At 40.1% G+C, this 12,630-nt stretch carries 10 protein-coding genes and 1 pseudogene; 2 read left to right on the top strand and 9 right to left on the bottom strand.

Features of this window, described 5'->3' with window-relative positions:
- Positions 1-51: 51 nt before the first annotated feature.
- The 8 genes and pseudogenes from MHH33_RS04565 to chrA all read right to left on the bottom strand — a co-directional run bounded on the left by MHH33_RS04565 (position 52) and on the right by chrA (position 9,165).
- Positions 52-259 (bottom strand): annotated as a pseudogene (locus tag MHH33_RS04565) (metal-sensing transcriptional repressor).
- Between the two features lie 93 nt (positions 260-352).
- Positions 353-1,621: an MFS transporter gene (locus MHH33_RS04560; RefSeq protein WP_342543058.1), complete on the bottom strand. Its 1,269-nt coding sequence runs from the start codon at positions 1,619-1,621 to the stop codon at positions 353-355.
- 263 nt (positions 1,622-1,884) lie between these two features.
- Positions 1,885-3,642, bottom strand: coding sequence for an ABC transporter ATP-binding protein (locus MHH33_RS04555; RefSeq protein ID WP_342543057.1), 1,758 nt, complete (start codon positions 3,640-3,642; stop codon positions 1,885-1,887).
- Positions 3,639-5,381: an ABC transporter transmembrane domain-containing protein gene (locus MHH33_RS04550; RefSeq protein ID WP_342543056.1), complete on the bottom strand. Its 1,743-nt coding sequence runs from the start codon at positions 5,379-5,381 to the stop codon at positions 3,639-3,641. Before MHH33_RS04550 ends, MHH33_RS04555 begins: the two co-directional genes overlap by 4 nt.
- The gene (locus tag MHH33_RS04545) at positions 5,362-5,634 is read right to left on the bottom strand and encodes a hypothetical protein (RefSeq protein WP_342543055.1); all 273 of its coding nucleotides are present in this window, start codon (positions 5,632-5,634) and stop codon (positions 5,362-5,364) included. Before MHH33_RS04545 ends, MHH33_RS04550 begins: the two co-directional genes overlap by 20 nt.
- Positions 5,635-6,069: 435 nt before the next feature.
- On the bottom strand, positions 6,070-6,690 hold the full coding sequence (kynB, locus tag MHH33_RS04540; protein WP_342543054.1) for an arylformamidase: 621 nt from the start codon (positions 6,688-6,690) through the stop codon (positions 6,070-6,072).
- Entirely contained in the window at positions 6,691-7,962 is a 1,272-nt protein-coding gene (kynU, locus tag MHH33_RS04535) for a kynureninase (RefSeq protein ID WP_342543053.1), read from the bottom strand.
- Between the two features lie 15 nt (positions 7,963-7,977).
- Positions 7,978-9,165, bottom strand: a complete 1,188-nt coding sequence (gene chrA / locus MHH33_RS04530; protein ID WP_342543052.1) for a chromate efflux transporter — start codon at positions 9,163-9,165, stop codon at positions 7,978-7,980.
- A 222-nt stretch (positions 9,166-9,387) separates the two neighbouring features.
- On the opposite strand from chrA, the gene MHH33_RS04525 reads away from it, so the two are divergent.
- Positions 9,388-10,722, top strand: coding sequence for a hemolysin family protein (locus tag MHH33_RS04525; RefSeq protein ID WP_342543051.1), 1,335 nt, complete (start codon positions 9,388-9,390; stop codon positions 10,720-10,722).
- A gap of 46 nt (positions 10,723-10,768) precedes the next feature.
- Complete coding sequence (locus tag MHH33_RS04520; RefSeq protein ID WP_342543050.1) at positions 10,769-11,644, top strand: cation diffusion facilitator family transporter; 876 nt, start codon at positions 10,769-10,771, stop codon at positions 11,642-11,644.
- A 219-nt stretch (positions 11,645-11,863) separates the two neighbouring features.
- Here the strand turns inward: MHH33_RS04520 and MHH33_RS04515 are convergent, their stop codons facing one another.
- Positions 11,864-12,517, bottom strand: coding sequence for a hypothetical protein (locus MHH33_RS04515; RefSeq protein ID WP_016429194.1), 654 nt, complete (start codon positions 12,515-12,517; stop codon positions 11,864-11,866).
- Between the last annotated feature and the right edge of the window lie 113 nt (positions 12,518-12,630).

Below are 12,630 nucleotides of genomic sequence, written 5' to 3'. Positions count from 1 at the left end.
CACAAAAATAGCTGGAAACGCCTGTATCTCGCGTCTCCAGCTATTTCTCATTTATCTACTTTTCACCAACATACTGACAGCTTCCTGAATGGCAGTTTCTGTAGAAGAGCCTCTTTCATTAGCTTCAATAATACAGTTTTCTAAATTTTTGGCGATAATCAATCCAAGTGTGCGATCTGAAGCAGAACGTACAGCAGAAAGTAGAGTTACAACATCACGGCAATCTTTACCCTACCATCATTCTGATGAAGCCTCGCACTTATCCTTCCAGACGTTTTAAACGATTCGTCATATCTTTATCATAATGCAAGTCCGTCCAACTCATCATAGCGGATTTAAGTGAAAAAAACCCTTACAACACCTGTTTTTTTCTTCCAAATATAACATAAAAGTAACTGGAAGAAAGAATGTATAAAACACCCGTGATTGAAAAGGCATAGGCGTAACCCCAATAGGAGCCATATGTCGTCACTAATAAAGCAGAAACAGGACCCATCACTGCCCACCCTATATTGAATACCATTTGATTAACGGAGTTTGCTAATCCTTTATATTTATCATGGACGACTTCCATTGCAATCGCGCTTTGAATCGGATTACCTGCATTCATTAACGCCTGCCTCATTAAAAAACCAGCAGATGCAAGCCATACGGAAGTTGTAAAAGCCGTTAAAAACAAAAACGGCAACGACCCTAACTGAAATAGCACCAGGGCATTTACTTTCCCAACTTTTTTGACCAGCATCGGACCAATCAGCATCGGACCAATCAGCATCGCAATAGCTGTCATTGCCGAACCAAGAGAAAGCACTAATCCGATAAATGCGGACGAAGCATCAAATCGATTGGCAAAATACAAATTCAAATAAGGAATGACTAGACCCGATCCAATTCCTATTAATAATTGAGCAAAGGCAAATAACACAATAATGCGTACATTTATTTTAAATCCGCTGTCTTGTTCGGGAAGATTTATTACTGCTTCTACTTTCGATACCTCCGAAACAGTTTCAGGTTTTAATTTCAATAAAGGTACAATCCCACATGTGAACAGTGCTGCTCCTGCAAGAAGAGACCAACGGATGGCGTCGACCGCAGTCATTCCAAATCCAAATTCGAGAACATCAGCCAATACCCCGCCTCCGAGACTCCCAATTACACTTGCCACTGTGACAACCGAAAAGTGAATACTGAACAAGTGCATACGCTCGGAAGCTTTTGAGTTTTCTGCGAGAAAAGGAACGCCTGACACCTGCACAATAGCCATAAAGAGTCCTGTAAAGAACGCTGCAATGACAATAGGTTCTTCAGTTACAACTATACTTCTATAAAATAATGTACTCGCCGTCAGTAATGTACCGACCGCTATGCTCCATTTCCTTCCGAAACGATCACTCAAAAATCCAGCAGGAATCAGGACAAGTGCTGTTGCTAAAGACATATATGAAATGACTTTCCCATTCACGACTTCGGATAATCCGAGTTCTTTTATATATAAATTGTACATGACCATAAACACGCCCATACCAATTTGAATCAGGACATTCGCAAGCATGAACATCCGTATGTTTTGATTAAAACCTGTAATTTTTTTCTTCCATTCAGACAACCAGGTATTCATGTTTATATATATCCCCTACCCCTTTATTTCGCCTCTCTAAATATAAGACTTTCAATTGGAAGATGCAATGCCTAGAAAAGCGTATAGCGTCACTCAAGCTCGACACCGGTGCTGGAAGGCTCGATTCGAAAGCCTGCTTTCACATGAGAGACTGAAGCTTAGGTGCGAGCTGGCGCTTGGATTTGGACACAGCAAATCATGAAGGAAAGAAATTACCTCGAAAAGTTCTAACTTTGTAATAAGCATAAAAAAGGGAGTGCCCCTTAACCCACTTGCGGGTTAAGAGCCACTCCAGATTGTAAGCGATACATTTGTTCATAGCGGCCACCGAGTGCAACTAATTCATCATGTGTTCCTTGTTCAACAATTGCCCCTCGATCCAATACTAAAATGCGATCTGCATTTTTAATAGTAGAAAGTCGATGCGCAATAATGAAAGTTGTACGTCCTTTTTTCAGCACTTCCATAGCATGCTGAATAATTTCTTCTGTTTCTGTATCAATATTGGAAGTTGCTTCATCCAAAATTAATATCGCAGGATCAAATGCTAATGCACGAGCGAATGAAATTAATTGACGCTGACCTGAAGAAAGAGTGCTTCCTTTTTCAATTACCGGCTCATCAATTCCATTTGGTAAATGCTTCAGAACACGTTCTCCTCCAACTGCATCCAGAGAAGCTATCACTTTTTCACGGGATATTCTTGCATCTCCAAGGCTGACGTTGGATTCAATGGTGCCTGTAAATAAGTAAGGATCTTGCAAGACAATTCCCATATGATCTCGCACAGTTTGTCGGGACAAGTCTTGAATGTTTGTTCCATCGATGGTTATGGCACCTTTGGATACATCATAGAAACGGAACAATAAGTTCATGATTGAGCTTTTACCGGATCCGGTATGACCAACTAACGCCACCGTCTCCCCTTGCTTAGCTTCAAATGAAATGTTTTTTAGTACATACTCTTCATCTTTATAAGCAAACCACACGTCTTCGAATCGAACATTGCCTCGATAACGGGCAATTTTTTCGTCGCTGACATCTTCACCAGAGCGATCCAGCAAACGGAAAACTCGTTCAGCAGCTACAAGTGCTTGCTCTAATTTAGCTAACTGATTCACAACACCCGTCACTGGGTTAAATAGTCGCGTAATGTAATCAACAAAAGCATATAACACACCAACTGAAATCGCAGTAGTTGCATTTAAAGATGCTCCGCCGAAATACCAAATGAATAATACAAATGTAATAGAGCGGATTGCACCAACCAGGTTATGTGAAGTTCCCGCATCCAAGTACAACAGTTTATTTTGATATTTGTAATGTTCGCGATTCATCACTTCGAACTCTTCTTGCATTTGTTCTTCACGACGGAATGCTTGAATAATCGTCATACCTTGAATGGATTCATTAATCATCGCGTTCATATCACTTACTTTTGCACGGACGATGTGGTTATATTTCGATGCATATTTTCGGTACAAGACCATCCATACAAACAAAATAGGTAAAACAAATAATGCGATAGAAGCCATCTTCCAATCCAAGAAGAACAACGCCACATAAATACCTGTAATGTACATAGCACTTGAAGCAAATTGAGAAAGAACTGTTACATATAATTCTCGTATTGCTTCCGTATCGTTTGTGATACGAGCAACTACTTTACCGGCAGGCAAGTTATCAAAGTAGCGGATCGGCAATGTTTGGATGTGTTGATACACATCATTTCGCATTTTTTGAATAACACGGTTCGCAGCTTTTTGTAGCAATAAATATTCACCGTAACGAAAAATTGCTGCCACGACCGTTAAGGCAAAGAACACACCCAGCAGCATCACAATCGGTTCAAAATCTATTGAACCTGCAGTCGTATCTGCAATATGTTCGTCAATGATTTTTTTGGCAATCAAGGGACCGGCCAAGTCGGCTGCAACTGCAACCGTCAGCATGGCAATTCCCATGATTAATAATTTTTTATAATGAAGGGCGTACAGCCATAATCTTTTTCCTGTACTCATGATGACACCTCCTCAATTTGCTGTCGGTCGAACTGTTCTTTATACCAGCCCTCATTCTCCAGCAAATCTTCATGTGTACCTTCTTCAATCATTACACCGTCGTCCAATACAATAATCCAATCTGCATGTTGGATGGCTGATAGACGATGCGTGGTAATAATCGTTGTTTTTCCTTGTCGTTCTGATTGGATATTTTCAATGATCCGTGCTTCTGTTTTCGCATCGACAGCAGATAATGAATCATCCAATAATAAGATTTCAGGATTTTTAATGAGTGCTCGGGCGATTGAAATACGTTGTTTTTGACCGCCAGATAACGCGACCCCTTTTTCACCAACAAGTGTTTCCAATCCTTGTGGTAGCAATTGCAGGTCTTTTTGGAAATGAGATAAACGAATTGCAGTTTCAATATCCTCTTCCGTCCCTTCCGGTTGACCGAACAGAATATTTTCTCTGACAGTCCGTGAGAATAACACATGATCTTGAGGAACATAGCCAATCCAATTCCGAACCTGGTCTTTTGTTTGATCTTCAATTGGAATGCCGGCTAATGAAATCGTTCCTTCTCCAGTTGGATATTCACGAAGTAACTGCTTAATCAACGTCGTTTTTCCGCTTCCCGTTTTCCCGACAATTCCAAGCGTTTGACCTTGCTCCAATTGCAAGTTGATGTCGCTTAAATTTACCGACGAAGACTGTGGATATTGGAATTTCACTTGGTTGAAACCGATGCGTCCAGGTTGATTGACTGTTACTGGATGAGACGCGTCTTTGACATCTTCTTCATAATCGAGCGTTTCTTGAACGCGATCAAGAGAAGCGTTCCCTCGCTGCATGACATTGATCAATTCCCCGATTGCAAACATTGGCCAAATAATCATCCCTAAATACACGTTGAATGATACTAAGTCCCCCAGTGTCATTTGCTGTTGTGAAACGAGATACGCACCGTACCCTATCCCGATCATGTAACTGACTCCGGTCAATACTTTCGTGATGGGATTGAACAATGCATCGATTTTTTCAACTTCCATGTTTTTCGAATACACATCTTCCGTCATATCAGCGAATTGTTTTTCTGATGCACGTTCTTGCACGTATGCTCGAATCACTCGAACCCCCGCTACTGCTTCCAGTACGCCATCATTCATATCGCCAAAGGCATCTTGAGCCTTCATATATTTCTCGTGGATGCGCTTGCCGAGAATTTGCATGATGATCGCCAAGATAGGCAGTGGAAGAAGTGCTACTAATGTCAGTTTCCAACTAACGAGCATTCCCATCGTCACTAAAATCGTAAGCATATAAAGGGATGAGTCAATCAATGTTAAAATACCGAATCCTGCTGTTGTGGAGACTGCCTTTAAATCATTTGTCGCTCTCGCCATCAAATCCCCTGTTCGGTTCTTCTCATAAAACGAAGGCGTCATGCGTAAAAATTGTTTCATCAAGCGGCTACGTAATTGTTTTTCAATAACATAGGCTCCGCCAAATAGTTGGTACTGCCACACAAAGTTACTTAAGTAATTGAGAACCGTTACACCAAGTAAAGCAAGTAAGAAAGTCATCAATAACTGTGATGTTAACGTTTGTTGATAAATGGCATCAATAGATTCGCCTAGAAGCCATGGTGGAACAACTTCGATTACATTCGTGACCATCAATAATGAAATGGCAATTGTGTATCGCTTCCAGTTTTCTGCGAAAAACCATTTAAGTTTAAATAATACGGAGAACATAAGATTTTCCTTCTTTCTTTTTCAGGTTGGGCTTAACTAGCCACCTTCTAGAGATTCCTTGATTAAAATTTGTTTCTGTAGCTGAATGTTCATCTTCAGCACTCCTTTTCATAGTTTTTTTGCTTTCAACCTCAGACAGGTCATTCATGGTCTTTGGCATTTCTATTTGAAACAGCAGAGCTGCAACAACCAAAATTTGGTAGTAAAAAAACACAAAAAAGCACACGCCCTGTTTCCAGATGCGTGTGCGCATGAAAATAGGAACAGGTGTCCATACCTGTTCCTTGATTAATGTGAACTCAAAGAGAAATGACTGGTAGGTACGGACTAACTATGTAGTTTGTAGCAACTTCAACTCTGATCATCATGACACGTACCTCCTTTTCTCATAGTTATTTACTTATTAAGATTATCATGACATTTTTTGGATTGTCAATAGATTTAGAAAAAAATTATTATTCTGTTAATAAATTGCGTTTAGGCATATTTAAGTAGGGTATTTAAACGGGTATTGCTCGAACGTGGGTATGAAGGCTTTGCATTTAAAGCACTGTCCGCAATCCTCCACCGATTTCAGCGAGTCCAGCTAGGATAAATAAAGCGATTGCATAGAACATGTGTATACTACCAACTACTTTCTATTTAAAAATGGACCTCGGCGTTTCAGCCAAGGTCCTCGTATTCCATATTACTTTTCAATTAATACTGCGCGCACGGGGCTTCCATCCGCTCCTTCTATTTTCAAAGGAAGTGCGATTAATTGATAAGTATCTTCCTTGAGATCGTCCAGTATAAGTCCTTCAAGAATATAGCGACCTGCAGTTCCTAAAGCATGATGCATAGGTAAATCTTTGCTAGTAATCGCATCAACCGATGGTAAGTCGACTCCAAATAAAGACAATTCGTTCTCAACCATCCAATCCACAATATCCGCATCAAATGCTGGAATTGCTTCAGGGAATACATCTCTTTGCTGCCAGGCATTCGTTCGGAAAAGAACCGCTTTTGCTTCCCCAGTCACTTTACCTTTCAACAATTCTCTCGATATAACCTCACTTCCACTCACATCAATCACAATCGCGTCGACGATATAGTTTTCCAAAGGAAGTTCGTGAACTTTCTTTCCGTTTTCATCAAAATGAAAAGGAGCATCGATATGGGTACCTATATGTGTACTCGTCGTAATTTGTCCGACGTTTACCGAACCACTCTGTTCTTTTGTCCAGTTGATATGAAATTGGAATGGCGTATCACCCGGCCATTCTGCAACGTTCTGGTTCAACAACATCGAAATGTCATGTATTTTCATTTAAGCCACCACATTTCGTTCATTAGTGAACGTTTTGTATGTTTCTTCTACCATAATGGTTTTTAAGCGTTGGACCATTTCCCACACATCTTCAAAACTCGAATAAAAACTAATCGGCGCCAATCGAATAATATCTGGTGCTCTGAAATCGGGAACGACATTTGCTTCTTTCAATGCTCTACAAATCCGGGCAGCTTCTGGATGGGCAAGAGCAATATGTCCACCTCTTGATTCATCTGCAAAGGGCGTGACATCAACAAAGCCGAATGAACCTGCTTCCGCTTGAATCAACTCACGTAAATATTTTGTCAACGCAAGTGATTTCGAACGGACTGCGTCCATTCCCGCTTCTTCAAAAAGCTCCACACTTCCGCTTAAAGGCGCAGTGCTGAATAAATTCGGGGTCCCGATTTGATAAGCACCCGCTCCATTTGCTTTGGAGAATTCATGAGACATATCAAATTGCTTGGTCTTATCTGAACCGAACCAGCCCGCAAGACCAGGCAACTCGTGATGATGACGCTCGTGAATATAAAGCCCACCAGTTCCCCCAGGACCATTATTCATGTATTTGTAATGGCACCATATTGCAAAATCTACGTCATCATTATGTAAGTTATGAGGTACGGAGCCAATGGAATGTGCCAAATCAAAGCCTACCAAAATTCCTTTCGCATGGGCCATTTCAGTGATGCGACGCAAATCCAACAACTGGCCGCTTCGATACAACACAGAAGGTAACATTAAGATGGCTACATCCTCTGTTAACATTTCTTCAATTGCATCCATTGTTAGTGTATAGCCGTCAGTACTTTTCACTTTTCGCATCGATACAGCAGGGTCCAGACCGCGCAACCGCAAATGACTTTCCACCGCATAAATATCGGAAGGGAAATTCAGTTCGTCAACGACAATAACAGACTTTTCAGGTGTCGGATGGAACAAAGTAGATAGCATTTGGTGAATATTCACGGTAATGGAGCCAGTCACCATCACTTCATTTCCTTGAGCACCGACAATTTTGGCGACACGTTCACTTAACTGCTCTGGATATGTAAACCATGGATTCTCACCTTCAGTCCAGCCATCAATCCCTTTTTCACGCCAGCTGGAAATTAGTTTATCCAAAGTTGCTTCTGAACGTTTTGACATAAGCCCCAACGAGTTCCCATCCATATATAATTGATTCTCTGGTAAGTAGAACTCTTTTTTAAAAGAACTCATCTTATCATGCTTATCCATTTCTATTGCATATTGCACAGTCGTATCCAAAGCCATCTCTCCCTTTTAACCAAATATAGCGAAGCTCAATGCACCTAATATTGCGGTGATAATCACGACAATCCAAGGTGGCAGTTTATAAAATACTAACAGAGTAAATGAAATTAACACAATGACAAAATCAATTGGGGCATGTACGGCACTTGTAAAGACCGGGTCATACAATGCTGCCAGTAATATTCCTACTACGGCCGCGTTCACACCTTTCAATGCCGCTTGAATTCTTGGTTTAGTACGAATAACCGCCCAAAAAGGCAACGTTCCCATTACAAGTAGGAAGGAAGGTAAAAACATTGCAACCACGGCAATGGCAGCTCCGGAGAAGCTTCCCATGATTTGACCAAGATAGCCAGCCAGTGTAAACAATGGACCCGGTACCGCTTGAGCTGCACCATAACCCGCTATGAAAGCTTCCGAAGACATCCAACCGGCTGGTACTACTTCCCGTTCCAGCATTGGTAAAACAACATGCCCCCCGCCGAACACGATAGAACCAACACGATAGAAAATATCAAAGATCGCATACCAGGTAGCTTGTACAAATGGTCTAAAGATCGGCAATATAATGAGTAAAGCAAAGAATAGAATCCATGCGATAATTCCTGTCCTCTTACCGAATGACAATGGCATATCGACTGCATCTGGTGCTTTTTCATTTTTGTAATACAGTACGCCAAACAAACTAGCTAGTATGATAATCAGAATCTGACCCAAAGCCGTCGGAATCAATAATGTTGCGGCTGCGGCAATCATTGCGACTGTCAATCTCGGACGATCCGGTGTTAACGTTTTGCCCATCCCCATCAATGCATGCGCGACAACTGCAACAGCAACGATTTTCAAGCCTTGAATCCAACCACTTTCAAATGATCCCGATTGCATAACAATCCATGCAAAGGCCATCAATATTAAAACCGAAGGAAGTGTAAAACCAATCCATGACAAAATACCACCGAGTAATCCTCCACGTAGCATACCGATTGATATCCCTACTTGTGAACTCGCGGGACCGGGCAGGAATTGACATAAGGCAACCAAATCAGCATACAGCTTATCGTCGAGCCATTTTCTCTTTTGCACGTATTCATCTCTAAAATAACCGATATGTGCTGCTGGACCTCCAAAGGAAGTTAACCCTAGTTTGGTTGAAGCGGACAAGATTTCAAGATATCGACCTCTCTTAGCTTTTCCCATAATTTATTCACTCCCCCATCATATAAGTCTCTTCTTTTAGGATACAAAAATAAGGAAACCGTTGAAAGGGAAATTGCGTGTGGAAAGTAATATTTGTTTTTTAAACCTGAGTATTTTATTATTATAGGTATTAACTATTTTTTAGAAAACAGGAGGTGTACACTTTGTTCTCCCCCTCATTCGGGTCTGGAACAAAGGAATTCTTTGGACATAGCCATACGATTGACAGCATTTGCTGTCTTAATCGCCTTTACGGCATTCTTCGTGGCAAGTGAGTTTGCTATTGTAAAAGTGAGATCAACCCGCATTGATCAATTGGTTGCGGAAGGAAATAAACGTGCCGTTCACGCTAAACGCGTCATTTCAAATTTGGATGAATATTTATCTGCGTGTCAGTTGGGTATTACAATGACCGCGTTAGGTTTAGGTTTACTTGGAGAACCTACTGTCGAACTTTTATTGCATCCACTATTTGAACGTTTCGAGCTAAGTGATAGCACGTCAAATATCCTATCTTACGGAATTGCGTTCTCATTCGTTACATTTTTGCACGTAGTGGTCGGTGAATTGGCACCGAAAACGTTAGCCATTCAAAAAGCGGAGCAAGTTGCCTTGTTTACGGCAAAACCATTGATTTGGTTCTATCGCATCATGTATCCAATTATTAAATTCCTAAATGGTTCCGCTCGAACACTTACAGGCTTATTTGGATTAAAGCCTGCATCTGAATCAGAGCTGGCACATACAGAAGAAGAACTTCGTATAATTCTATCGGATAGCTTGAAAAGTGGTGAAATCAACCAATCGGAATATAAGTTTGTAAACAAGATTTTTGAATTTGACGATCGGATTGCCAAAGAAATTATGGCTCCCCGTACCGAGATGAGCACCATTGATAAAGATACGACCCTTCGCCAAGTGTTTGACCAGGTAAACGTCGAACAGTATACGCGATATCCAGTAACAGATGGCGACAAAGATCATGTAATCGGTTTGGTGAACATGAAGAATTTATTGACTGCTTATATTAAGGATTCTGAGAATATTAATCGACCGGTCATTGATTATATGCAACCAATCATTCGTGTCATTGAAACCATTCCAATTGGTGAGTTGTTATTGAAAATTCAACGTGAACGTATTCATATGGCAATATTGATGGATGAATATGGCGGAACATCGGGTCTCGTAACAATCGAAGACATTCTTGAAGAAATTGTCGGTGATATTCGAGACGAGTTTGATAATGATGAATTGCCGGATGTTCAAAAATTAGGAGATCATCACTATATCCTTGATGCCAAAATTTTAATAGAAAACGTTAATGATATTTTGGGCATTGATATTGATGAAGAAGATATTGATACAATCGGTGGATGGTTCCTGACTAAACATTTTGAAGCCATTAAAGGTGAAAAAATAATTGAACAAGGATACGAATTCACGATTAAAGATATGGAAGGCCATCACATACTGTATCTTGAAGTCATTAAATTAACTAAAGAAGAATTAGAAAATATGATTGAAGAACGATTAGAAAGAAACGACTCTCACTAAGAGAGTCGTTTTCTTATGTCTGAAAGTTTTGCAGGGGGGAAACAAATTGGAGCTATATACACAATTACGCGAAGGGGAAAAAGGTGCTTGGATAAGTATCGGTACCTATTTAGTTCTAAGCACTATAAAATTGACCATCGGATATATCGGTACTTCCGAAGCTTTAAAAGCAGATGGTCTCAATAATTCGACGGACATCGCTGCTTCAATTGCTGTATTGATTGGACTTCGAATATCACAAAAACCTCCGGATCATAATCATCATTATGGACATCTCCGTGCCGAAACAGTTGCATCCCTTGTCGCCTCTTTTATTATGGCTGCTGTCGGTTTGCAAGTATTAATAAATGCAGGAAAGAACATGCTTCACCCGATTCACGAAACACCTTCCATCTTAACAGCATTTGTTGCTGCTGGTAGTGCCATTGTGATGTATGTGGTTTATCGATACAATTTAAGGCTGGCTAATCGAATTAATAGCTCCGCGGTTCGAGCCGCAGCATATGATAACCGATCCGATGCCCTCGTCAGTATCGGGGCATCTATCGGGATATTAGCTGCTATATTTGGACTCCCTATCTTGGATTCAATTACAGCCATTTTAGTCGGATTACTGATCATGAAAACGGCATTCGATATCTTCAATGAGGCAGTACATACCTTGACTGACGGTTTTAACGAAGATGAGGTTGAAACTCTTTCAGTTCTCGTTCGAAAAGTACAGGGTGTCATCCATTTAGAAGACTTCAAAGGACGCATGCATGGGAATCTAATGTTTGTCGATTTAACCGTTACAGTTGATCCATCATTAAATGTTGTGGAGAGTCATCGAATAACGGAAGAGATTGAGAAAAAAATACATTTAGTAATACCATTTTGCATGGTTCTGGTTCATATTGAACCCCACGAGACAATCGATTAAAGAATTGAAGGATTGGGGTAAAACGAAGAAGTTTGATTTATTAACGATAAGAAACGCTGAAAAAATCCTATCGAGTTTTCTTGAGAGGAAAAAAAAACTAAATAATATCCGATATCGGATATCACTTAGTAATTAATTAGCACCGCATTTAGCGGTGCTTTTCTTTTAAAATATAAAATGCACCATCCGAAGACAGTGCAAAATCACAATGTTTTGTTGTTATTGTCGGTCCACTGATACTTTTTCTCCTAAACCACCATCATCCAGTATTTCAAACTTCCCAATTTTTCCTGGTTCAGAAAGAATTGCCGTACCTTTTACTTCGTGTTGTGAAACTTCACCTGCATTATTCGTATATTCTACCTGAGCGGTAAAGTCATAATGCTTGGGTGTGTTTTTATTCTCACTTTTAGTTACTTGTATATCACTAACTTTCATTTCATACCGAATATTTTCGTCAAAGCCTATATATCCATAGTGATAATGAAAAGCAATAACATTGGAAATAAGGTAATCATATAGATGGTCAGTAAAGTAAGGTCCATATGTTTTTTTAACTAATTCCTCGTAGGCACGCCATTCATCTGAGACCCCTGACTCTACATCTCCATTTACTTCATTCGCTTCAGGTGTGTGGCTGCCTATTTCGGTCATTTTTTTATCAATGTTTTTGACAATAAGCACATATTCTTCGTTCGGAACTGTGAATTCTGATTCAAGAACAGCCTGGACTGCTTCTTCATTTTTATCTTCTAATGAAACAACCACTTCTTTTTGCTGTTCAGGAATTTCTTCCGAACAGGCGGCAAACAGAAAACACGAGCTAACCAAGAATAAGATGCCTCCAATTTTTTTAATTCGTTTATAATACATTCTAATCCCCCCTGATAATTTGTGTTACGTTAAAATTATTATCTTTTGTTAATTGTAATACGTTATAAAAACAGAAAAGTTACATTTTTCTATCTTTTACTTATTTACACAAA

The organism is Paenisporosarcina sp. FSL H8-0542 (genome assembly GCF_038632915.1).
Taxonomy (GTDB): domain Bacteria; phylum Bacillota; class Bacilli; order Bacillales_A; family Planococcaceae; genus Paenisporosarcina.
The sequence above is the reverse complement of the archived record's forward strand: the minus strand, read 5'-3'. Positions and strand labels throughout refer to the sequence as shown.

Coding starts and splice junctions, on each gene's coding strand:
- MHH33_RS04560 (WP_342543058.1), bottom strand. CDS start 1,621: ATGAATACCTGGTTGTCTGAATGGAAGAAAAAAATTACAGGTTTTAAT.
- MHH33_RS04555 (WP_342543057.1), bottom strand. CDS start 3,642: ATGAGTACAGGAAAAAGATTATGGCTGTACGCCCTTCATTATAAAAAA.
- MHH33_RS04550 (WP_342543056.1), bottom strand. CDS start 5,381: ATGTTCTCCGTATTATTTAAACTTAAATGGTTTTTCGCAGAAAACTGG.
- MHH33_RS04545 (WP_342543055.1), bottom strand. CDS start 5,634: ATGCGCACACGCATCTGGAAACAGGGCGTGTGCTTTTTTGTGTTTTTT.
- kynB (WP_342543054.1), bottom strand. CDS start 6,690: ATGAAAATACATGACATTTCGATGTTGTTGAACCAGAACGTTGCAGAA.
- chrA (WP_342543052.1), bottom strand. CDS start 9,165: ATGGGAAAAGCTAAGAGAGGTCGATATCTTGAAATCTTGTCCGCTTCA.
- MHH33_RS04515 (WP_016429194.1), bottom strand. CDS start 12,517: ATGTATTATAAACGAATTAAAAAAATTGGAGGCATCTTATTCTTGGTT.